At 30.3% G+C, this 24,398-nt stretch carries 21 protein-coding genes; 6 read left to right on the top strand and 15 right to left on the bottom strand.

Features of this window, described 5'->3' with window-relative positions; all coding sequences use genetic code 11:
• Window positions 1–125 precede the first annotated feature (125 nt).
• The 3 genes from hslO to B3086_RS16730 form a co-directional block, all read right to left on the bottom strand.
• Entirely contained in the window at window positions 126–1,007 is an 882-nt protein-coding gene (gene hslO, locus B3086_RS16740; RefSeq protein WP_346848589.1) for an Hsp33 family molecular chaperone HslO, read from the bottom strand.
• A gap of 4 nt (window positions 1,008–1,011) precedes the next feature.
• Entirely contained in the window at window positions 1,012–1,758 is a 747-nt protein-coding gene (locus B3086_RS16735) for a class I SAM-dependent methyltransferase (protein WP_346848588.1), read from the bottom strand.
• Between the two features lie 219 nt (window positions 1,759–1,977).
• Complete coding sequence (locus tag B3086_RS16730; RefSeq protein ID WP_346848587.1) at window positions 1,978–2,220, bottom strand: small, acid-soluble spore protein, alpha/beta type; 243 nt, start codon at window positions 2,218–2,220, stop codon at window positions 1,978–1,980.
• A 565-nt stretch (window positions 2,221–2,785) separates the two neighbouring features.
• Here B3086_RS16730 and B3086_RS16725 point away from each other — a divergent pair.
• On the top strand, window positions 2,786–4,471 hold the full coding sequence (locus tag B3086_RS16725; RefSeq protein WP_346893960.1) for a peptide ABC transporter substrate-binding protein: 1,686 nt from the start codon (window positions 2,786–2,788) through the stop codon (window positions 4,469–4,471).
• 144 nt (window positions 4,472–4,615) lie between these two features.
• Here the strand turns inward: B3086_RS16725 and B3086_RS16720 are convergent, their stop codons facing one another.
• The 6 genes from B3086_RS16720 to B3086_RS16695 form a co-directional block, all read right to left on the bottom strand.
• Window positions 4,616–6,313, bottom strand: a complete 1,698-nt coding sequence (locus tag B3086_RS16720) for a peptide ABC transporter substrate-binding protein (protein ID WP_346848585.1) — start codon at window positions 6,311–6,313, stop codon at window positions 4,616–4,618.
• Window positions 6,314–6,845: 532 nt separating this feature from the next.
• Window positions 6,846–8,531: a peptide ABC transporter substrate-binding protein gene (locus B3086_RS16715; protein ID WP_346893958.1), complete on the bottom strand. Its 1,686-nt coding sequence runs from the start codon at window positions 8,529–8,531 to the stop codon at window positions 6,846–6,848.
• A gap of 671 nt (window positions 8,532–9,202) precedes the next feature.
• A complete protein-coding gene (locus B3086_RS16710) occupies window positions 9,203–10,171 on the bottom strand; it encodes an oligopeptide/dipeptide ABC transporter ATP-binding protein (protein WP_150846023.1) in 969 nt (322 codons plus the stop codon).
• 1 nt (window position 10,172) lies between these two features.
• On the bottom strand, window positions 10,173–11,195 hold the full coding sequence (locus tag B3086_RS16705) for an ABC transporter ATP-binding protein (protein WP_346848583.1): 1,023 nt from the start codon (window positions 11,193–11,195) through the stop codon (window positions 10,173–10,175).
• Window positions 11,196–11,209: 14 nt separating this feature from the next.
• Complete coding sequence (locus B3086_RS16700; RefSeq protein ID WP_346848582.1) at window positions 11,210–12,130, bottom strand: ABC transporter permease; 921 nt, start codon at window positions 12,128–12,130, stop codon at window positions 11,210–11,212.
• An 11-nt stretch (window positions 12,131–12,141) separates the two neighbouring features.
• Window positions 12,142–13,074, bottom strand: coding sequence for an ABC transporter permease (locus tag B3086_RS16695; protein ID WP_346848581.1), 933 nt, complete (start codon window positions 13,072–13,074; stop codon window positions 12,142–12,144).
• A gap of 1,060 nt (window positions 13,075–14,134) precedes the next feature.
• Here B3086_RS16695 and B3086_RS16690 point away from each other — a divergent pair.
• From B3086_RS16690 to dapB, 3 genes are read left to right on the top strand one after another with little or no spacing between them, the layout of a single operon-like run.
• Entirely contained in the window at window positions 14,135–15,136 is a 1,002-nt protein-coding gene (locus B3086_RS16690; protein ID WP_346848580.1) for an aspartate-semialdehyde dehydrogenase, read from the top strand.
• A 25-nt stretch (window positions 15,137–15,161) separates the two neighbouring features.
• Complete coding sequence (gene dapA / locus B3086_RS16685; protein WP_346848579.1) at window positions 15,162–16,040, top strand: 4-hydroxy-tetrahydrodipicolinate synthase; 879 nt, start codon at window positions 15,162–15,164, stop codon at window positions 16,038–16,040.
• A gap of 12 nt (window positions 16,041–16,052) precedes the next feature.
• Entirely contained in the window at window positions 16,053–16,802 is a 750-nt protein-coding gene (gene dapB / locus B3086_RS16680) for a 4-hydroxy-tetrahydrodipicolinate reductase (RefSeq protein WP_346848578.1), read from the top strand.
• A gap of 92 nt (window positions 16,803–16,894) precedes the next feature.
• Here dapB and B3086_RS16675 read toward each other — a convergent pair whose 3' ends face one another.
• Complete coding sequence (locus tag B3086_RS16675; protein ID WP_346848577.1) at window positions 16,895–18,043, bottom strand: pyridoxal phosphate-dependent aminotransferase; 1,149 nt, start codon at window positions 18,041–18,043, stop codon at window positions 16,895–16,897.
• A 19-nt stretch (window positions 18,044–18,062) separates the two neighbouring features.
• Window positions 18,063–18,602, bottom strand: coding sequence for a cob(I)yrinic acid a,c-diamide adenosyltransferase (locus B3086_RS16670; protein WP_035133066.1), 540 nt, complete (start codon window positions 18,600–18,602; stop codon window positions 18,063–18,065).
• A 223-nt stretch (window positions 18,603–18,825) separates the two neighbouring features.
• Between B3086_RS16670 and dapD the strand changes: the two genes are divergently transcribed.
• Complete coding sequence (gene dapD / locus B3086_RS16665) at window positions 18,826–19,536, top strand: 2,3,4,5-tetrahydropyridine-2,6-dicarboxylate N-acetyltransferase (RefSeq protein WP_150846032.1); 711 nt, start codon at window positions 18,826–18,828, stop codon at window positions 19,534–19,536.
• A 69-nt stretch (window positions 19,537–19,605) separates the two neighbouring features.
• On the opposite strand, the gene B3086_RS16660 is transcribed toward dapD, so the two are convergent.
• Together B3086_RS16660 and pdaB are read right to left on the bottom strand one after the other, a co-directional pair.
• Window positions 19,606–20,340 carry a single-stranded DNA-binding protein gene (locus tag B3086_RS16660; protein ID WP_150846033.1) on the bottom strand — a complete coding sequence of 245 codons (735 nt, stop codon included), beginning with the start codon at window positions 20,338–20,340 and terminating at the stop codon, window positions 19,606–19,608.
• A 223-nt stretch (window positions 20,341–20,563) separates the two neighbouring features.
• Window positions 20,564–21,328 carry a polysaccharide deacetylase family sporulation protein PdaB gene (gene pdaB / locus B3086_RS16655; protein WP_346848576.1) on the bottom strand — a complete coding sequence of 255 codons (765 nt, stop codon included), beginning with the start codon at window positions 21,326–21,328 and terminating at the stop codon, window positions 20,564–20,566.
• A 164-nt stretch (window positions 21,329–21,492) separates the two neighbouring features.
• Here pdaB and B3086_RS16650 point away from each other — a divergent pair, with 164 nt between their 5' ends.
• Window positions 21,493–22,017 carry a DUF4364 family protein gene (locus B3086_RS16650; RefSeq protein ID WP_035133078.1) on the top strand — a complete coding sequence of 175 codons (525 nt, stop codon included), beginning with the start codon at window positions 21,493–21,495 and terminating at the stop codon, window positions 22,015–22,017.
• Window positions 22,018–22,066: 49 nt separating this feature from the next.
• Here the strand turns inward: B3086_RS16650 and B3086_RS16645 are convergent, their stop codons facing one another.
• The gene (locus tag B3086_RS16645) at window positions 22,067–22,951 is read right to left on the bottom strand and encodes a YncE family protein (protein ID WP_346848575.1); all 885 of its coding nucleotides are present in this window, start codon (window positions 22,949–22,951) and stop codon (window positions 22,067–22,069) included.
• A gap of 87 nt (window positions 22,952–23,038) precedes the next feature.
• Entirely contained in the window at window positions 23,039–24,343 is a 1,305-nt protein-coding gene (locus B3086_RS16640; protein ID WP_346848574.1) for a folylpolyglutamate synthase/dihydrofolate synthase family protein, read from the bottom strand.
• Window positions 24,344–24,398: the final 55 nt, after the last annotated feature.

Raw genomic sequence — 24,398 nt, 5'->3', positions numbered from 1 at the left:
ACACCATTATTAAAAATAATCTTTGCTAAGCTTAAAAATCAATAAATCTTCCAAGTCTTAACAAAGACTATTATATTAAATTTTTAGTTTATTGTCAATATGGTTTTTAGAATTTATTATAGAAATTAGTCAATAGCTTCTAATATTTTTTTAATATCTTCTGGTTTAAAATTATAGGTTTTATTACAGAAATGGCACAATATTTCTTCTGTCTTGCCCTCATCATATATCTCTTGTAAATCATCTTTACCAATACTAATCAGTACTCTTTCAACTCTTTCTCTTGAACAGTCGCATTTATACGCTGGTACTAAAGCATCATATATTTTCAAATCCATATCTTCAAATATAAATTCTAATATTTCTTCTATAGTCATTCCCTTCTCTATCATAGCTGTTACTGATGGAACTTCTTCCAATCTATAAGTTATAATATCTGCTAAGAATTCTGATGCACCTGGCATCATTTGTATAATAAATCCCCCAGCAGCTTTTATAGATAAATCCGTATCTACCAATACTCCTAAAGCAACAGCAGATGGTGTTTGCTCAGATACCGTAAAGTAATACGCTATATCATCGCCTACTTCTCCTGTATATATAGGCACTTGACCTACATAAGGTTCTTTAAGCCCCATATCCTTAATTACTTTTAGATATCCATTTTTACCTATAGCACCACCAACTTCTAATTTACCTTTTTCATTTAAAGGTAAATCCACTTTTGGGTTTCCTATATATCCTTTAACACTTCCATCATGATGGGCAGTAACAGTAACACCTTTTGCTTCTCCACCACCATCTATTTGAATAGTTAAACTATCAGTATCATTTTTTAGCATAGCACCCATTAAAACCCCACCAGTTAACATTCTCCCTACTGCTGCTGAAGCTGTTGGCATACATTCATGAGTTTTAGTTGCTTCATTCACTAATTCAGTAGTAATAGCTGCAATTATTCTTACTTGACCATCCTTTGCAGTGGCTCTAATTAATTTATCTTTCATTACTCTAACATCCTTTCTTACTCAAAACATAGGTTATTCTTTGTGTATTCTCGCCTATGGCAACTTCTTCATAGCAATTAAGTTTTTTTTCTATGACAAGGTTTGCTTCTTTTATAAATTTTTCTATTTTACTCTCACTATAGGCTCTCTCTCTGTGATGTTCATCAAATCTATGATACACTTGTCCTTCTTTAACAAAAAAGGTTAAGTACATATCAACAATATCCTCTTGTAATTGATTTTCCCAAATATATACCACATCTTCTCTGTCATAGTTAAAGCTATTATTTCCTAATATATTTTTTATTTTGTACTCTGTATTAATGTCAAAAATAAAAACGCCATCATCCTTTAAGTGTTTATTAACTGACACAAAATATAATTGAAGTTTTTCATCCTCAATTATATAATTAGTAGAATCCAATCCACAGGTTATCAGATCAAACTGCTTTTTAAGATTAAAAGTACATATATCTTGGCACATAACCTTAGCTTTAATTCCTTCTGCCTTTAATTTTTCATCAGCAATAGATAACATATACTCTGATAAATCTATAGCCGTTGTAAATATGAAGTTTTTCCCAATTAACTTGGTAAAATTCCCTGTACCACAAGCTAAATCTAAATACTCTCTTCTTCCAACATTATATTCCTTGCAAATCTCAATAATTTTATCTGCCCAACCTCTATAATTGATATCTTCATTAATAAGTTCATCGTATATATCAGCAAAATCATTATAACAGTCCATAGGTTCACCATCTTTTCTATATAATCACCTATTTATTTTACATTACTTTTTTTATTTTGTCTAAGAATTCTTCCATGACCATGTAACAAATCTCATATCTATATGTTTATTCATGAACTAAGCTATAATTATATTTCTTCACTAAATTAATATAATTTATCTTAATTATTCTAACAAAGTCTTAGTTAAACTTGATTATTATTAGTATATTATATAAAACTAAAAAAACTCATCATTCTTGGGAATATTTAGACCCTTCTTCTTTTTGGTCATCATACCTCCAATTCTCCCCGTTTCTTCTGCAGTTAAACTACTCCATCCAAATTCATTTACTTTTTCAGCCAAACCTAATTCTTCTACTATATCATATTTTATTTGCTCTCTTAAAGCCTCCTGTGGAGTTAATTCTTTATTAGCTTTTAATTTAGATTTTATTACTTTTTTTATAGGAGTCTTACCCACAAGCTTCCACCTCCGCGTTATTAAAATATAGTTTTAATGTAATAACTATATTTTCTACCATAGACTTTTTTTTATTCATTTCCTTTATAAATTCTACATCAGTTATTCATCCATCCCCTATGTATTATCAAAATAAATAATTAATCTCATTACATATTTTCACTTAAATAAATATATTTACATATAGTAGTTTTTTATGTATAATTATATATTATAACAATTAAATCTAATTATTATTTTAATATGAAATATTCACTATATTATTTCATATAATTTCATATGAATTAATATTTTTTTCAATATCATTAATTATCTATCATCATTATTGTGAACTCTATTTCATTTTTCACTTATTAGCTTCACAAACTTTTATATTTGTGAAATATATATTTATAACTTTACCAAACCTTATTCAAATTAAATATAACCATTTTTAGTTTAACTTACATTACTTTTGCAAAATTTTTAATAATATCTCATCTTCGTTGATATGACATAATTCTTTAATTAGAGAATTATATTAGCATTGCTAATATTTTCATATTATAAATAGGGGGAAATATTTATGAAAAGCAAAAATATCTTAGCTTGTATTCTTACTTTATCCATAGCATCAACTATAATACTTGGATGTGGTAGATCAAGCAGTTCAGAGAACTCCGAGAAAACTAAAGAAGGCACTATTGATGAAAATCAATATATTAATGTACTGTTAGGTGCAGAACCACAAAGTCTAGACCCTTCAAAAACTTATGATGTCTATTCATCATACATCCATACTAATACTATGGAGGCTTTAACTAGATTAGGCGTAGATGAAGATGGTAATGACTTAGTTAAAGAAGGAATATCTAATAAATGGACTCAATCCGAAAATGGCTTAACTTGGACATTTAAATTGAGAGATGCTAAATGGAGTGATGGGCAACCTGTTACTGCAGATCAGTTTGTGTATGGTATCACTAGAACATTAGATCCAAATGTTGCTTCTCCAATGGGATATTTGCTTTATCCAATAAAAAATGCCGCTAAATTCAATGCTGGTAAAGCAAAAGCTGAAGAAGTTGGTGTAAAAGCCATTGATGATCACACTTTAGAAATCACATTAGAATCACCTTGTGCATATTTCTTAAACATGACTTACTTGAAAATAATGGAACCTCAAAGAAAAGACTTAATAGAAAAACATGCAGATAAATATGGCTCAGATGCAGACACTTTAATCTTCACTGGTCCATTTAAAATCTCTGAATGGGTACACAACAACAAAATTGAATTAGTAAAAAACCCCGAATATTGGGATGCTGAAAATGTAAAACTTGATAAAGCTACAATGAAAATAATTAAAGAAGAATCTGCTAGAATGAATGAAATATTTAATGGTTCTTTAGATTTAGCTAATGTAAGTTCCAAGGATTGGATTAACAAATTAAATGAAACCGGAAATTTTACAGTCAAAAAAGGTTACGATACTTCAATATGCTATAATTTTTTTAACCAAGAAAACAGATACTTCAAAAATGCAAAAATAAGAAAAGCTTTTCTCATAGCTGAAGACCGTGAAGGTGCAGTTTCAGCATTGTATAGAAACTTAGCAGAACCTTGTACAGCTTGGGTTCCACCATCAGTTAAAGTAGGTGAGGAAGAGTTTAGAAGTGCTACTGATTTTAATCCGGTAACCGAGCTAACAAAAGAAAATCCAGACCCTAAAAAATTACTTATAGAGGGTTTAAAGGAAGAAGGTTTAGATCCAGATCCTTCAAAGCATACTATTAAACTTCTTCAATCTGGCACTAGTTCTTACAGTAAAGAAATGGCAGAATTTTCTCAGGAGAATTATAATAAAACATTAGGAGTTAACATTGATGTAGATTATGTGGAATGGGCAATTTTCTGCGATAGGACAGATAACATGGATTATGAATTAGCAGGAATGTCAGTTACTGCCGATTATAATGATCCACTAACTTATTTTGATATGTTCCTTCATGATACTGCTTCCGTTAAAACTGGATGGAAGAACGATAAATATGAAGAGTTAATACAAAAAGCTAGAACCACTTCAGATCAAGAAGCAAGAAAGAAGTTATTCCAAGAAGCAGAAAAAATTTTTATTTATGAAGATGCAGTGTGTAGTCCAACTACGTGGAGATTCAAAAATACTTATATTTATAATTATGTTAAAAATTATACTTCTCCAACCTTTGGATCTTTAGATTTAAAAGAAGTGTATACAGAAGGTAGACCATAATATAGAATTATAAAATAAAACTGTGTTTATATTACTTAAAGAACCTAATTAAACACAGTTTTTTATTGTATTTGTTAAAAACTACAGAAAAGGCTATCTCAAAGAAATGAGATAGCCTTTTTAAAATTATAATACTATTTTATATTATTTTCTACCTGAAGTGTAAGTGTATTTTAAATCAACTGTTCCAAATAATGGAGCACTGTAACTCTTAATATACTTTCTTACATATGTGTTTTTAAATCTCCAAGACTCTGGACTTATAACAGCATCTTCATATAATAAAATTCTTTCTGCTTGTTTAAATAATTCGGTTCTTTCTGCTGGGTCTACAGTTTTTGCTGCATCAGCTATAAGCTTATCGTATTTAGGATTTGACCATCCTGTCATTACAACGTTAGCTCCAGTTACCCAGAAATCAAGGAATGTGTTAGGGTCATTGTAGTCACCGCCCCATGCCATAGCTGCTACTTGATAATCAAAGTTATCAGTTCTTTCTTGGAATTGTGCCCACTCAACATAATCAACTTTTACTTTTACACCAAGTTTATCTTCATAAACACGTTGTTGGAATTCAGCCCATACCTTATTTTCAGCTGAAGTACCTGATTCTAAGTAGTTAATAGTTATTTTAGATGGATCATCTCCAAGTCCTAACTCTTTCATTCCTTCAATTAATAGAGCCTTTGGATCTGGATTTTCATCTATAAGATCCTTAACTGGAGTATCACTTACTTTATCTCTGTAATCTTCTCCACCTATTTGTACTTTAGGAGGTACAAAAGACATAGCTGGCTCTCCTAGACCTTTTCTTAAAGTCTTAATTTTATTTTCTCTATCTTCAGCTACCATAAATGCTTTTCTTACTTTAGCATTACTAAATAACTTATCTTTATGGTTGAAGAAAGTATAAGTAGTAGAACCATCATATCCTTTTTTAGCCTCATACTCACCAGTTTTATCAAATTTTTCTATCCATTCTGGTTTAGAAACTGCTGCCATATCTAATGAACCATTAAGTAATTCATTCATTTGAGCAGACTCTTCTTTAATTATCTTCATTGTAGCTTTATCAAGTTTTACATTTTCAGCATCCCAATATTCTGGATTTTTAGTAAATTCAATCTTATTGTTGTGTACCCATTCAGAGATTATGAATGGTCCACTATATACCATTGTATTTGCTTCAGATCCATATTTATCGCCATGTTCTTTTATTATATCCTCTCTTTGTGGTTGCATTACTTTAAAGTATGTTAAATCTAAGAAGTATGAACATGGTGAATTTAATGTAAATTCAATTGTTTTATCATCTACAGCCTTAACACCTAAATCTTCTGCTTTAGCTTTACCTGCGTTAAATTCTGAAGCATTTTTGATTGGGTATAATAAGAATGCATATGGTGATGCAGTATTTTGATCTAAAGTTCTAGTGATACCATAAACGAAGTCTTTTGCAGTAATTGCTTTTCCATCACTCCATTTAGCATCTCTTAACTTAAATGTCCAAACAGATTTGTCATCGTTAGGTTTCCAGCTTTCAGCTATACCTTCTATGATTTTATCTTTTCCAGCTTCATCTTGAATAATTCTTGTTAATGCCTCTTGGCTGTTTGCAAGAACTTGTGATGAATACAAATCACTTGATTTTGATTGATCAATTGTCTTTGGTTCAGCCCTCAATAATAAGTTAAGATACTGTTCTTTATCCATATCTCCAGAAGCAGCAGTCTCTCCACCTTTGCCCTCATCTTTTTTGTCATCTTTACCACAACCTACTAAAGCAACAGAAGTTACCATAGATACAGCTAGTAAAGCAGCTAATATTTTTTTGCTTTTCATGAATAATCCCCCTTCATTAATCATCAATATAATAGATATAATGTCATATCCATCTGATTTAAATTTATTATATATTAACACTTTCACTATTGCAATACCCATTATCTGAATATTTATAAGATTACCTCAATTCGACTTATTATCTTATATAAGTGCAAATATCTTATGAAATATTAATGCAACCTCTCATTTTGATTAATTATATTAATATTTTTTTAATTAAAATTTATTTATTAATTTATTTTACTTTTTTTCGTTTGTTTATTTTTCTTTTTTCTTCTTTTTTCTCTATTAATCGGGTTTTATTTGCATTTAAATTCGAAATTTGTAATACGAATTTTATCATTTAATCACTACATATATTATATATATTATAGTATTTTAGATAATATTGACTTCTTTTCCCTAACTTTATAATGCATTAAATTAGAATTTTCTTATAAAGCCCACTTTTATAGGCAAAAACATCAAAGCATCTAAAAAAAGTGAAGCATTCGTTATTTGCTTCACTTTTTCTCATTTCATTATAATATTATTTTCTTCCAGTAGTATAAGTATATTTTAAGTCTATTGTTCCAAATAATGGAGCAGTGTAGTTTTTAACATACTTTCTTACATAAGTATTTTTAAATCTCCAAGCTTCTGGACTTACAACACCATCTTCATATAATAGTATTCTTTCAGCTTCTTTGAAAAGTTCAGCTCTTTCATTCGGATCATCACTTTTTCCTGCTTTAGCTATAAGTTCATCGTACTTAGGATTTGACCAACCTGTTGGTACAACTCCAGCTGTTGATGTCCATAAATCTAAATATGTGTTAGGGTCATTATAGTCTCCAGTCCATGCCATACCTGCAACTTGATAATCAAAATTATCAGTTCTTTCTTGGAATTGTGCCCATTCAACAAAATCAACTTTAACATTAATTCCAAGTTTTTTTGTATAAACTTGTTGTTGGAATTCAGCATATTCTTTAGCTACCGCATCAGTACCTGATTGTAAGTAACTAATGGTTATTTTAGATGGATCTTCTCCAAGCCCTAGTTCCTTCATACCTTCTATTAATAATGCTTTTGGATCTGTATTTTCATCCATTAATTTTTGAACTGGTAATTCATTTACTTTTGTTCTATATTCTTCTCCACCTATTTGTACAGACTTTGGTACAAAACCTAGAGCAGGTTCGCCAAGACCTTTTCTTAAAGTCTTAATTTTATTTTCTCTATCTTCTGCTACTATAAATGCTTTTCTTACCTTAGCATTACTGAATAATTTATCTTTAAGGTTAAAGAAAGTATATGTAGTCGAACCATCATATCCTTTTTTAGCTTCATATTCACCAGCAGAATCAAACTTTTCTATCCATTCTGGTTTAACTACTGTAGCCATATCTAATGAACCATTAAGTAATTCATTCATTCTAGCAGACTCTTCTTTTATTATTTTCATTGTAACTTTATCAAGTTTTACATTTTCAGCATCCCAATATTCAGGATTCTTAACAAATTCTACTTTATTATTATGTACCCATTCAGATATCATAAATGGTCCACAATATACCATACTGTTAGCTTCTGAACCATATTTATCACCGTGTTCTTTTACTATATCTTCTCTTTGTGGTTGCATTACTTTAAAGTATGTTAAATCAAGAAAGTATGCACATGGTGATGCTAATGTAAACTCAACAGTTTTTTCGTCTAGAGCTTTAACTCCTAAATCTTCTGCCTTAGCTTTACCAGAGTTGAATTCTACAGCGTTAGCAATAGGATATAATAGGAAAGCATATGGTGATGCAGTATTTTGATCTAGAGTTCTAGTAATACCATATACAAACTGTTCTGCAGTAACTGGTTTACCATCACTCCATTTAGCATCTCTTAATTTAAATGTCCAAGTTAATTTATCATCTGAAGTTTCCCAGCTTTCAGCTATACCCTTTTCAATTTTATCTTTACCATTTTCATCTTGTACAATTCTTGTTAATGATTCTTGACAGTTTGCAAGAATTTGTGAAGAATATGAATCACTTGATTTAGATTGGTCAATTGTTTTTGGTTCAGATTGTAAAAGCATATTTAAATATTGTTCAGCATCTGCTTCTCCATTAGCAGCAGTTCCTGCACCCTTTTCTTCGCCTTTACCACACCCAACTAATGCCGCTGATGTTACCATAGATAATGCTAATAATGATGCTAGTATTTTTTTACTCTTCATAAGTAATCCCCCTTAAAATAATTTGGTTTAGTTCAAAAATTAAAAATTTTCTTTCTAACCTCGGCTCATCTTTGCGTTATTCATTGTGCATATTTCTACACATTTCCTCATAACTTTTATTTATATTTATAGTACACTCTTTTTACGACAATGTCAATGTTGACCACTTCCACTTAAGACATTATAATTTTAATTTTATTCAATTATACGAATTATTACCTATATTTTTTACGTAAAATTCCCTATATTTCAACAAAGTATTATAAATTCACGAATGGCAATTGATTCTATTACCATTGGTACACCCTATCTTCAAGGTTTCATATTTTTCTTTGTCGTAATTTGTAGTTTTTTTCATAAATTAATCATTAAAAGAAGATATATGAATTTCGTTTTTTAATAAAATTCTTTTTTCTGTATTTTCTTTAAATAAAACTCAATTAAATTCAATATGATATTTACTACTAAACACCCATATATGACCTCCTTTTATAATATTATTAAAAGATATACGAATTTATATACCTGGTAATAAAACTCAATAAATGAATAAAATTGATAGTCATTGGATAAAGTCTTTGTTTGAAATTACAATGATTAAAAACAAAATTTGACTAAGCTTTTAAATAAAAAAATAAGAGTGCTTAAGCACTCTTATTTTTTTATTTAAATTATAGTATATGACATGCAGCAAAGTGATTTGGCTCAATTTCTCTAAACTCAGGAGTTTTTTCACTACATATAGGCTTTGCATATCTACATCTAGGTGCAAATCTACAACCTGGTTTAGGATTTATTGGACTTGGCACTTCTCCTTCTAAAGGTATTCTTGCTTTTTTCTTAGTTGCATCAGGATCAGGAATTGGAATCGCTGATAATAACGCTTGAGTATATGGATGTAAAGGCTTATCATATAAATCTTTACTACTAGCAAGTTCTACCATAGTTCCTAAATACATAACTCCAACTCTATCAGATATGTGTTTAACCATTGATAGGTCATGGGCTATGAATAAATATGTTAATCCTAATTCATTTTGCAATTTTATCAGCAAGTTAACAACTTGCGCTTGAATAGATACATCTAGAGCAGATATAGGCTCATCACAAACTATGAAGTCTGGTTCTATAGCAAGAGCTCTTGCTATCCCTATTCTCTGTCTTTGTCCACCCGAAAACTCATGAGGGAATCTAGATGCGTGCTCTTTATTTAGTCCTACTAATTGTAGTAATTCATAAATTCTAGCCTGTCTTTCATTACCTTTGTGAAGGTTATGAATATCTATTCCTTCCCCAATAATATCTCCAACAGTCATTCTTGGATTTAGCGATGCATAAGGGTCTTGGAATATTATTTGAGCTCTTCTAGTAAACTCTTTTTTCTGTTTTTTATCATATTTACTAATATCGTCTCCATCAAATAATATTTCACCACCAGTCGCTCCATAAAGTCCCATTACAGTTCTTCCACACGTTGTTTTTCCACAACCTGATTCTCCAACAAGACCTAATGTTTCACCTTTAAATATATTAAAACTAACATCGTCTACCGCCTTAAGTGTAGCATTCCTACCAACCTCGAAATATTTCTTAAGATTCTTTACTTCAATTAAAACTTCTTTTTTATTTGATTCAGCCATCTTATTCACCTCTTCTTAACGCTTCTGGAACTTCAACCTTAGGTGCCATTGGGTGTTTTAACCAACACAACACTTGGTGATCGTTCTCTACATTAGTTACTTCTGGCATTTCCTCTAAACATATTTGCATACAATATTCACATCTTGCAGCAAAAGGACATCCAACTGGTGGTTTAACTAAGTCTGGCGGAGTACCGTTTAAAGCGTAAAGCGTATCCTTATTTTTTGTCTCAAGTCTTGGAACTGATTGAAGCAATGCCCATGTATAAGGGTGTTGAGGATTTGCAAATATTTCTTCTACAGTACCTCTTTCGATAACTTGTCCCGCATACATTACTTGAATTCTATCCGCAGTATCCGCTACTACTCCAAGATCGTGAGTAATAAGTATAACTGCAGTTCCTAGTTTCTTTTGAAGATCTCCTATAAGATCCATTATTTGAGCTTGTATTGTAACATCTAGAGCAGTAGTTGGCTCGTCCGCAATAAGTATCTTAGGATTACATGCAAGAGCTATAGCTATCATAGCTCTTTGTCTCATACCACCTGAGAATTCATGCGGATATTGATGAGCTCTCTTATCAGCATTTGGTATATTAACAAGATCAAGCATTTTTATTGCTTCTTTCATAGCTTCAGCTTTATTCATACCTCTATGAATTATTAAACTCTCAGCAATTTGCTTACCAACTGTCATTGTAGGATTTAATGAAGTCATAGGATCTTGGAATATCATAGATATATCTGATCCCCTTAATTTTCTTAATTCCTTCTCGTTCATATCTAAAATATTTTTACCCTCAAAAATGATTTTAGAATCTTTTTTAATTTCTGCTGGCATTGGTTCTGGTAACAGCCTCATTATAGCCTTTGATGTAACTGTTTTTCCACAACCTGATTCTCCAACTATAGCTAAAGTTTCACCCTTATCAAGATGGAAATCTACACCTCTTACTGCTTTTACTTCACCCGCATAGGTATGAAATGAAACTTGTAAATTTTCTATATCTAAAATTCTTTCCATTTGCCATTCCCCCCTTATTGACGTAATTTAGGATCTAGTGCGTCTCTTAAACCATCACCTAATAAATTAAAAGATAACATTGTTAACGAAATCGCTAAGGCAGGGAAAATTAATTGATAAGCGTAGAACATTATAGTCTGTTGTCCTGCTGCTGCAAGAGCTCCCCAACTTGTCATTGGTGATTGAACACCTATTCCTAAGAAACTTAAGAAAGCTTCTGCAAATATAAATGATGGTATATCGAATGTTATAGCAACAATCATAACACCTAAAGTATTTGGTACTAAGTGTTTTGCTATTACTCTTGAAGCATTTGCTCCCAGTGCTTTTGCAGCAAGTACGTATTCTTGTTCTTTAATTTGTAAAAGTTGTCCCCTTACAAGTCTAGCCATATAACACCATCCTGTAATGGTCATAGCTATAATAAGTGGTATCATACTACCACCATCCATAATAACCCTGATAAGTATAACTAAAACTAGGTATGGAATACTTACTAAAATTTCTAGTATTCTCATCATGATATCATCAGCAATTCCACCAAGATATCCAGCTATACCACCGTAGATTGTTCCTACAACAGTGTCGATAACAGCTCCAATTAACCCTATAGCGATAGATATTCTACCACCTATCCAAACTCTTGTAAACAAATCTCTACCTAAACTATCTGTTCCAAACCAATATGTTGCGTTTGGTTTTAAGTTTAACATATCATTATTTGTAGCTTGATATTCAAAATTACTTATCATAGGTCCTATTATTGTCATCAATGTAATTATTCCTAATAACACCAACGAAAGCATCGCAACTTTATTCTTTTTAAGTCTTCTCCATGCATCTTGCCAGTAGGTCATACTAGGTCTAAGTATTCCCTCTGAATCTAGGTTATCACAACCTATAATTTGAAATTTTTCTTTTGAAAATTCTGCCATACTTATCCCTCCTAACGCTTTCCGCTTGATACTCTTATTCTTGGGTCAACTAATCCATAGATTATATCAACTAAGAATAATGCAACTATAAATAATGCTGATACAAATATTGATTGTCCCATTATCATAGTATAATCTCTATCAGTAATTGCTGATACGAAATATTGTCCAAGTCCCGGTATTGAAAATATACTTTCAACTACGAAGGAACCTGTAAATATACCAGCAACTTGTGGTCCTAGAAGGGTAATAGCTGGTAAAATAGCATTCCTTATAACATGTTTAAATACTAAACTAACATTAGAAACCCCTTTAGCCTTAGCTGTTATTATATAATCTTGTCCAATAACATCCAAACAGTTAGCTCTCATATATCTTGCATATGTAGCTATAGGAGCTAAACTTAATGCTATGGTAGGTAATATAGTATGCTTAAACTCGCCCCACCCTGTTGTTGGCAACCATGTTAATTTAACTGTGAAGAAGAATTGTAGTAGTGATGCTACAACAAAACTTGGTACAGATATACCAACTATGGCTATGAACATTACTAAATAATCTGGCCATTTTCCTCTTTTAAATGCAGCTACAATACCTAATAAGATACCTATTGTAACTCCCAGTATAAGACCTTGTCCTCCAATTCGTGCTGAAATAGGTGCATGTTTCATAATAGTCTCTGTAATATCTCTTCCCGGAGATGCTAGAGATTGTCCTAAATCTCCTTTGACAGCATTCTTAACGAATAATCCATATTGAGTTAAAAGTGGCTTATTTAATCCATATTTAGCATAGTAGTTAGCTTTTATTTGCTCTGGAAGCTTTCTTGCTGCAACCGCAAGTGGATCTCCAGGCATAGCATGGATAAGCATAAATGTTATTGATGATGCAATGAATAATGTCAATAACATATATCCAAATCTTTTTAGAGTAAATTTAAACATCGTCATCCCTCCATTTTTAAGTAAAAATATGCAATAAAATCCCCATCTACTGCATTTCCCCCAACATTAACCTTTTTCTACCTTAAGCACAATGAGACATTATTAGAAATTACATCTCTCCTATAGACTCCTATAAATGAAATGTAAATATTTAAGACACCGCTAAGCTTATTAATGATATCGTATACAAAGTCGTTGTTTTATAATTTGCAACATTATGTATTATGATATTATAAAACTTTAGCACTTTTTTATTCTTTTTTTGCCTCATATCAACTTTTAAAATGTAATGCATTATTTCCCCTTACTAACACCTCCCACACTAATAATAAAATCTAGTAAGGCTTCATTCCTTTAACATTACTAAAACACACTTAAGATGCTATTGTGAAATTAGCAAAAATGATTTATTTAAATAGTTAGTTCCTTTCAAATATTTTGACAATTGCCACAATATCAAAGCCACTTACTTTTCAAAAGCAACACTAAGAAATTAACTCTCAGTATTTTAATCATTCATACATATTTCATAGTTAATATGTGGTTATGTATTTTAGTAGTTATAATTGTTAAAAGTATGAAAATAAAAATAATAATAAATTCATTTTTTATAATATTAACACAGGGTTCTGTAAGTTGTCAAACTATTTTAATACATAATTTGTTCTTAAGATTACAAATTGCAACAAAATATTAGATAATATTTTAAATTCATATTATTAAATCTTCTATACACCTTCATATTTTTACATATTTAAACAAATGCATCTTTTTATTTAAAATATTATCTTGCGGATTTTTAATATGATTCATTTATATCTAAAATCTTATTATCTACTCTTTAAATTGACCTAACACTTCCTTACTTTCATCTTCCCCTTAACAATCTGGGCTTAATAATATCTACATACATTGTATTATGCTTTTACTTCCGTTGACATCTTTGGTATATATCTCTGCTATAATAAAAATTTTATATATAAATTTAATAAAGTTATATAACTTTATCTACTTAAGTTATATAATGTATTATAAATATAAGTTAAGTGAGGTGGTATTTTTGAAATACAATGTTGCTATAGTCGGGGCTACTGGAATGGTGGGAAGACAATTCATAAATATTTTAGCTGAAAGAAATTTTCCCATAGAGGATTTATATCTTTTTTCATCTGCCAGGTCTGCTGGAACTACTATACACTTTAATGGAAAAGATATATTGGTAGAAGAACTTAAGAAAGAAAATATAATTAACAAAAAAATTGATTTAGCTCTTTTTTCAGCTGGTGGAGATGTCAGCTTAGAATTTGCTCCTATATTCGCAGAACACAATACCGTGGTTATAGATAATAGTAGTGCATGGAGAATGGATCCTAGAGTTCCTCTGGTAGTTCCTGAGGTTAATGGTGAAGATATTAAATGGCATAATGGTATTATTGCTAATCCTAACTGTTCTACTATTCAAGCAATGGTTGCTCTTAAACCTCTTGATATTAAATATGGAATAAAAAGAGTTGTATACTCAACTTATCAAGCTGTATCCGGTGCTGGAGTTCAAGGGTTTAATGATCTAAAGGATGGAGTATCTAATGTTCCTCCTAAGAAATTTCAATATCCTATAGCCTATAATGTAATACCTCAAATTGATGTATTCTTAGATAATGGTTATACAAAGGAAGAAATGAAGATGATAAATGAAACCCATAAAATTCTTCATAATGATCAAATTAAAGTTACTGCTACCACAGTAAGGGTACCTGTATTCCATGGTCATAGCGAAAGTATTAACGTAGAATTTGAAAATACTTTTGAATTGGATGATATTTTCGACTTATTTAAAACTTTACCTGGAATTACTGTAATGGATGATATAAAAAATAATATTTATCCTATGCCTGTAGATATAGAAGGTCAGGATGACGTTTATATTGGAAGAATCAGACGTGATTTTAGTGTTGATAATGGTGTTAACCTATGGGTTGTTGCTGATAATATTAGAAAAGGTGCTGCCCTTAATGCAGTACAAATTGCAGAAGTTTTTATAAAAGAAAATTTAATAAAATAAATATAATGATTTAAGAGGTGTATATATGAGTATTTTTAAAGGTTCTGGTGTTGCAATTGTAACTCCATTTAGCAAAGACGGTGTAGACTTTCCTAAATTAAAAGAATTATTAGAATGGCATATTGAAAATGGAACTGACGCTATCATAGTATGTGGTACAACTGGAGAAGCATCTACTATGACAGAGGCTGAGAGAAAAGAAACTATAAAATTCACTGTAGATACAGTTAATAAGAGAATCCCTGTTATAGCTGGTACTGGTAGTAATAACACCATGGCTTCTGTTAAAATGAGCATCTACGCTGAGTCTGTTGGTGTAGATGGACTTTTAGTAATTAACCCTTACTACAATAAGACTTCAGTAAAAGGCTTAATTGCTCATTTTAAAACTATTGCTGAAGCTGTTAATACTCCTATAGTAGTATATAATGTACCATCTAGAACTGGCATGAATATTTCACCAAAGGCTCTCCATGAACTTTGTCAGCTAGATAATATTGTTGCTGTAAAGGAAGCTAGTGGAAATATAAGCCAAATTGCAGAAATAAAATATCTCTGTGGAGATAAATTAGATATATATTCTGGGAATGATAATGAAATTATACCAACTCTTGCTATAGGCGGACTTGGTATAATATCAGTTATTGCAAATATTGTACCTAAAGATGTTCATAATATATGTGAATTATTCTTTAATGGAGAAATAAAAGCAGCTCAAGAGTTATTTTTAAAAACAATCCCTTTAACTAATGCATGTTTCTGTGAAACAAACCCTATTCCTATAAAAACTGCCTTAAATCTTATGGGTAGAAGTGTTGGAAACTTAAGACTTCCATTAGTTGATATGGATGATAATAATTTAGAGACTTTGAAAGAAGCTCTAAAAAACTACTACTTATTATAAAGGAGACTATACATGGTAAAGATTTTATTAGTTGGATGTAACGGAAAAATGGGTCATATGATTTCAAAGGTAGCTTCTACTTCTGAAACACTAAATATTCAAGCTGGAGTAGATATGAATACAGAATCTAATTTTAATTACTCTATTTATGATTCCATAGATAAAGTAACAGAAGAAGTAGATGTAATTCTGGACTTCTCAAGACCTTCAAGTTTAGACTCTATATCAAAATATGCTTTAGCTCACTCATTACCAGTAGTATTTTGCACTACTGGCTATACGGAAGAACAAATAGTTCATATTAAAAATCTACAAAATTCAATTCCTGTGTTCTATTCCGCTAATATGTCTATAGGAATTAATATAATAAATAATTTATTAAAATCTATTAGCAATAAACTATATACAGATTTTGATATTGAGATAATAGAAAAACATCACAATCAAAAGGTAGATGCTCCAAGTGGTACTGCACTACTTCTTGCAAATACTATAAAGGACTCTATAGAAGAAGAAACAACCTTCAACTATGGTAGAGAAGGAATCTCTAAAAGAGAACACAAGGAAATAGGAATTCATGCAATCCGTGGTGGAAATATTATAGGTGACCATGAAGTTATATTTGCTGGTATGGGTGAAGTAATTGAAATTAAACACTCTGCTATTTCAAGAGAAGTATTCGCTGTAGGCGCTTTAAAGGCTTGTGAGTATGTTCATAACAAACCAAAAGGCATATATTCTATGGACGATGTAGTTAAATAGTAAATCAAATTTAGTTCAAATAAAAAGTGTTATGAAATCTATATTTTCATAACACTTTTATTTAATATTTACTTATCTTTTATATTTAACCCTTAGTTAAGCTTTATCTGATTTAACCACTGTTCCATTAAATCTAAAGATAATTTTAAATTTTCCATGCTGTAGCAATAAGAAATTCTAACATACCCTTCTCCACCTTTTCCAAATGCAGTTCCTGGTACTACGGCTACCTTAGTATCCTCAAGTAGCTTATCACAAAAATCTTCACTACTAAATCCAAAGGATTTTATACACGGAAATATATAAAATGCTCCCTGTGGTCTTATAACTTCAAGCCCCATAGAAACTAGTCTATCATAGACATAATCCCTTCTTATCTTTAATTCTGATTTTATATGTTCCATATGGTACATAGACTTCTTAAGTCCTTCTAAAGCTCCATATTGACCAATAGACGGTGCACATGACACATTGTATTGATGAACCTTTATTATGCTATTTAATATCCATTCCGCTGCACATACATATCCTATTCTAATTCCTGTCATGGAAAACATTTTTGAAAATCCACCTATAAGTATAAGTTTATCTTTTAACTTTCCATACTGTGATATAGAGTTAAATTCTCCAAATACAATAGAGCTATAAATTTCATCACTTACAATTAATATATCTTTATCTTTTAATATATTAAATAATCTATCACATTGATCCTTGGTCAAAAGTTGTCCTGTAGGATTTGATGGATAAGATACTACCATCACCTTAGGACACTCTTTCTCTATAACTCTCTCCAATTGCTCCATATCTAAAGATAAATCTTCCTTAATATTATAATTTATTACCTCTCCACCAAGAATCTTAACACAATTTTCATAGGCAGGATATGCAATGGAAGGTATTAGAACTTTATCTCCTGGATTTAATATTCCAGTAAAAGTAGATAATAATCCTTCACTTCCTCCTACAGTTACACATATTTCTTTACTGGAGAAACTTATATTTAAAGAATTTAGATACTTAGAAATTTCTTCTCTTAACTCTTCTATCCCAGCATTAGGTGTATAAGTAGTCCTATCTTCATCAAGGGACTTTTTCATAGCCTCTTTTATTTCCCCAGGTATTTTAAAATCTGGCTCACCTAGAGTTAGTGATATAGCACCTTCTATCTTAGCGACCTTATTATAAAATTTCCTTATTCCTGATATTTCTATATTGTCTATATTACTTGACAACCTCATAATTTATACCTTATACTCCTTAGAATTCTATTCCTCTTCTTGCTGGAACCCCTTCATTAAAGTAGTGTTTAAGATCTTTCATTTCAGTAACTAAATTAGCTCTTTGCATTATTGATTCTGGCACATTTCTACCTGTCATTATAAGTTCTACATCATCTGGTTTTTTATCTATCAATTCTATTAATTGTTCTTCTGTAATTAACCCATTAGATAAAGTTCCCATTATTTCATCCATTATCAATATATCACAATTTCCTTCTTCCAACTGTTTTATACAAAACTTATACGCTTCTTGAATATCCTCTTTTAGCTCTAACTTTTCTTGATCATTTAATGTCCAAAAAAATCCTCTAGGTCTTTCAAATCTATGAATAGTAAAATATGGAGCCATAAGTTTAGCTGACTCTAATTCTCCTGTTGCATCACTTTTTAAAAACTGAACCATACATACTCTATATTTATTTCCAGCAGCTCTAGTTGCAAGCCCCACCGCTGCTGTAGTTTTTCCTTTTCCGTTTCCAGTATATATTTGAATATATCCTTTGTTTAAGTTTCCCATATATTTACCTCCTAGGTCTACTTTTTTAATTTTATTATATCATTTACAAATAAAATATTCCATTATATATGATTTTTATGATATAACTATAGATATACTATATTGATAAATTAAATATACTAAGTATTATATTCAAAAATATCTTATTTATTTATAATTATTGTTGAGTTTTTAGGATAATATATAAATGAATATATATTACTTGTCGAAAGGAGTTAGAGGTATGGAATATAACTTTACTGATCCATATGAAATTGCTAGATTTATAAAGGAGTCAAAGAAATCAACCCCTGTGAAAGCTTATGTTAAAGGTGATCTAAAGGATTGTAACTTTGAAAATGTAGACTGTTTTGGCGAAGGCAGCTTTTATGTTTTATTTGGCGATAGCGCTGATATAAATAATTTTTTAGATGCAAATAAAGAAAAAATACATAACTACAGGCTTGAATCTGATAGAAGAAACTCAGCTATACCTATGCTTGATACAAGAAGTATAAATGCTAGAATTGAGCCAGGTGCAATAATCCGTGATAGAGTTTCTATTGGAAATAATGCTGTTATTATGATGGGTGCTGTTATCAACATAGGTGCTGAAATCGGTGATGAAACCATGGTAGATATGAATGCTGTTGTAGGTGCTAGAGGAAAGCTTGGTAAAGGGGTCCACCTTGGAGCTGGAGCAGTAGTTGCTGGAGTTTTAGAACCACCTAGCAAGTCTCCATGTGAAATTGGTGACCATGTACTTATAGGAGCTAATGCAGTAATCTTAGAAGGTGTAAAAATAGGAAATCATTCAGTAGTAGCTGCTGGTGCTATCGTTACAACAGATGTACCTGAAAATGTAGTTGTAGCTGGCTCTCCAGCTAAAATAATTAAACATGTAGATGATAAAACTAAGAGTAAAACTGAAATCTTAGCTGATTTAAGAAAATAATAAATTATAAAATAACAACCCAAAAGCTATCATGAANNTTCATGATAGCTTTTGGGTTGATTTATCTCATTAAATAACTTCTTTCTCTTCATTATCATTTAAATTTGTTTCTTGTATATTGTTACTCTCATCTGTAGATGGATCATTGTCCACTTTTCCTATAATAGTTACATTATCTCTATTTTCGTCAGTAACTCTTTCCATTTTAGAGATTGAAACTTCATAGGCAATTTTTTTAACTACTTCTGTATCTGAAACTTTCTTTTGATATTCCCTACTTTGTAATCTTCCCCAAATTCTAATGTTATCCCCTACTTCTAAACTCTTACAAAATCTAGAGTTCCTTCCCCAAGCGATAGTAGGAATGTAATCTGATTTATTGTACAATCTATTAACAGCTAATAACATATCTGCTATTTCTCTGCCAAATGGTGTTGTTCTGTAAACGGGTGCCTTGCAAATATATCCATCTAAGAAAATTTGATTTGGATTTTTTCCTCTTTCCTCAAGTTGGCGAATATCTCTTGCAAATACAGTTAATATAAGTCTATTGGCACCATCTACAAACTTGTTATAGGATCTAAGCTGTCCATCTATTACAAGCTCACTTCCAATACTTACATCAATTCCTGCAATTAATCTTTCTGATACTGTAATTACTAATATGTCAGAAGTATCACTAAGTCTTGAAACCTCAAATTCAAAATTGTAAAATCCCTCTCCATACATTTCATGGCTAAACTCTAAATCTGAGATAACTTTTCCCTCTAAGTAAATTTTGTTATTAAAAATATTATTATCCATGGTAACCCCTCTTTCCCTTGGTTTTTTAGTAAAATTTACTATAATTTATATTCATAAAAAATAAAAATATAACTATTTATAGTAAAAATCAAATATTTTTCTTATAGTTCTATTTACATTACCCCCGTGAATTAATTATAGAATAATTGTCTAAATTTTACAACATTTAATTTTCAAAAATTCACATTTTTTAGTCTTATAATTAAAATATGCAATAATTTTGTCAGTTTTCATTTAGTATTTGTTTCCCTGAATGATCTAGATAATAATTATCACTATATATTAAGTTAGACACTGTAATAAATTCATAACCCATAGCTTGGTATTTTTCAATTATTTTCGGCAAATTTTCTGTGGTGTACTTTCCATCATTATGAAATAGTAGTATAGAGCCTTCCCTTGCCTTTGATACTATTCTTTCATATTCTATATCTGCTCCATTAGCCTTCCAGTCAACACTATCAACATCCCACTGTATTGCCTTTAACCCTGTACTTTGTATAGCTTCTACTGAATCATCATTATATGAGCCTGATGGAAATCTAAACGTTTTAGGCATTTCTCCAGTCAAATTTAATATTTTAGCATTAGCTATTTCTAAATCCTTAATTATACTCTCCTTTGTCAGATTGGTATAATCAGGATGTTTATTAGAATGATTTCCTATTTCATGTCCTCTCTTTGAAATTTCTATTACTTTGTCTGGATAATCATCACACCATAATCCGATAATATAAAATGTGGCCTTTACATTATATTTATCGAGAACATCTAGAATTTCATTAGTTTTATCATCACCCCAATTAACATCAAAGGTTATAGCCATTTTCTTTTCTTTTGTGTCTACTGAATAAATAGGTACCTTTCTATCTGTTGGAATAAAGGTCTCCTTATAAAATACACGTCCCATAATACTTATACACACTATTAATATTAACAATGCTAAATAAGTTGTTATTTTTATCTTAATTCTATTAGATCTATCCATATTCCTCCTTTACTTATAAACATACTTTCTATAAAATTATATTCATAATCAGTTATTATATGCTATACTATATCATGTAAACTTAATTCATATTTAATAAATATGTGTTATAATTTAATATAATAAATATGTATAAAAGTACATGGTTTAAAGGAGGTTACTTTATGTTTGATAATTCTTTGAACTTAGCAGAAAACAAGCTTCTACTGTTGCATATAATAGATAAAGTTGATTTACCTATATCAAACATACAACTTACAGAAATTGTCCTTGAAAATAATTTTATAAATTATTTTACACTGCAAGAATATATAGATGATTTAATCTCGTCTCAACTAATAAATAAAATTAATTATAAAGATAAAGATAGATTAGTAATATCAAGTAAAGGTAAAGAAGTCCTATCTTTATTTAAAAATAGATTATCTAAGGATAGTTTAAGTAAATTAAATTCTTATATAGATGGGAAAATGAATCTAATAAAAAAAGAGGCTACAATTTCAGCTGATTACACCATTGAAAATTCCAATAGTTATGTAGTTAGCCTAGGTGCTTCTGAAAATAATATCCCTCTCATGGAAATTAAGGTAACAGTGGCATCAAATAAACAAGCCAGAGAGTTATGTTCCAAATGGAAAGCTAACCCCTCTGACTTATACACTAAGATTATTAAAGTTTTAACTGAGTAATTTTTATTAAGCTCATTATAAATCTACCCTTAGTATTTTCATAAATATTTTAATCTATAATCATCCCTGTAGGCTGGCCCTTTAATGGGATGATTAATTTTTCATGATTATCATTTTTATTAATCCTCATTATCAAATCATTGTAGCTATCTCCTACGTAAATATACCTTTCATCGCAAATTATTCCTCTAGGCATACCACCAATTCTTATACTCTTTACATTTATAAAATTTACAATATCAATAATGGATATAGTTCCATCACCATAGTTAGATACATAGCAATACTTTTCATCGCAATACATATCAAAAGGACAATTTCCCACTGATAATCTATGTATTACTTTATGATTTCTGCTTGATATAACACTTACACACCCCTTATCCAAACTACCTGCACTACTTTCACAAACAAGAATATAATCCCCATTTAAAGTAAATAACGCTTTTGTTGGTGCTTGCCCTACCTTTATGTTTTTAATGTCACTACCATATAACGAATCAAATACTGTAATTGTATCGTCACCATTATTGGCTACAACTATTTCATTGCTGTGATTACAACAGTCAATACTATGTGGAGAGTCTCCACAAGGAATAATCTCTATTATTTCTTTTTTATTCAAATCAAAAGTTACAACATTATTTGAGTCTCCGCAAATAATATATAAATGATTTCCCAAGGCACAAATATCTCTACAGTTTCTTCCTAAATAATAGCTATAGGATTTTAAATCCTTCAAATTAACTATAGACACTGAACCATCGTAACAATTTGAAGTGAATAATTGATCCCCTTGTATACATAATCCATGAGGACCTACTTTATTTTCATTAACTCCTTCTAACTTTATAACATCTTCTAATGCAAACTTCTCTATACCAATTTTGTTAATGCTATCTTGAGTTGTATTACAAATATATAAGTACCTCATTGGAATCCCTCCTCACATTATACTATGAAGGAACCTTCCATTATGCTACGAAAAATTTGTTACACCATAAATATATTATATTTAAAATTAATTATGATTTCTTATTATCTTCCTCATATCTCCCACCATATAAAGAGAACCAGATATGACTAGTAAAGTATCCTCATCACAATAGGAAAGTGCTTTAACGTATGCTTCTTCATAATCCATAATAGCTTCACACTCTTTATTGCAAATATTAATCTTCTCCTTTAAATCTTCACATAGCTCAGCTCTCTCACTATGAGGAGTTACAGCTATAATTTTTTCTGCTTTAGGACATATTATACTTATCATTTCATCTACTTGCTTATCTGCTAAAATTCCTATTATTAACACTAGTTTTCTATACTTAAAATAAATATCTATACTTTCAGTTAACTTCCTTATACCATCAATATTATGAGCACCATCAATTACCACTAAAGGATTTATTCTCATAATTTCTAATCTACCTGGCCATTTAACTTGAGATAAACCATTTGTTATACTTTCCTTTGTAATATTAACTCCAAGATCTATTAAAGCTTCACAAACATTTATAACAACATTACAATTTTGAACCTGATAAGTTCCTAAAAGAGATAATTTAACATTATAACTGTCTCTTTCTGTTATAATGTTTAAATTTTGAACCACTGTATTTCCCTTATACTCTCCTACTTTAACTAAAGATGCATTTTCTCTTTTCACTTTTATAAGTGGTGAATTTTTTTCTTTACAAATGTTCTCTATGACTTTAGTGACTTTATCTTCCTGTGGATATAAAACTACTGGAGTATTATTTTTAATAATTCCACCCTTTTCATAAGCAATTTCCTCTAAGGTATTTCCTAAAATATTCATATGATCATAGCTTACAGATCCAACTATAGATAAAATTGGTTCTATAACATTAGTAGAGTCTAGTCTTCCTCCAAGTCCTACCTCTACAACAACAAAATCAGCCTTCATTTTATGAAAATATAAAAATCCTGCACAAGTTATTATCTCAAACTCAGTAGGGTTACCATAACCTAAAGTAGTTACTTCTTTAACGGCCATTGAAACTTCTGTAACTATCCTAGCTAAATCTTCCTTGGGAATATTCTTATTATTTATCTGAATACGCTCTTCAAACTCTTCAATATAAGGAGATATATAGCATCCTACTTTGTACCCACTATGTATTAATATCTTTGTAATCATAGCTGTGGTTGAACCTTTACCATTAGTTCCTGCCACATGAATAGCTTTAATCTTCTTATGTGGATCTCCAAGGAGTTCTAGTATCTTTTCTGTTCTTTCCAAGCCTAGTTTACTTCCAAACTTAGCAGTATCCTTTATATAGTTAATAGCTTCAGTATAATTCATAATACCCCTCCTGAATTCTAATTTCATAACCTATTTTACCTCATTACATATCCAT

Origin of the sequence: Clostridium sp. UBA871 (genome assembly GCF_002295255.1) — a bacterium.
GTDB lineage: Bacteria > Bacillota > Clostridia > Clostridiales > Clostridiaceae > Clostridium_J > Clostridium_J sulfidigenes.
The sequence above is the reverse complement of the archived record's forward strand: the minus strand, read 5'-3'. Positions and strand labels throughout refer to the sequence as shown.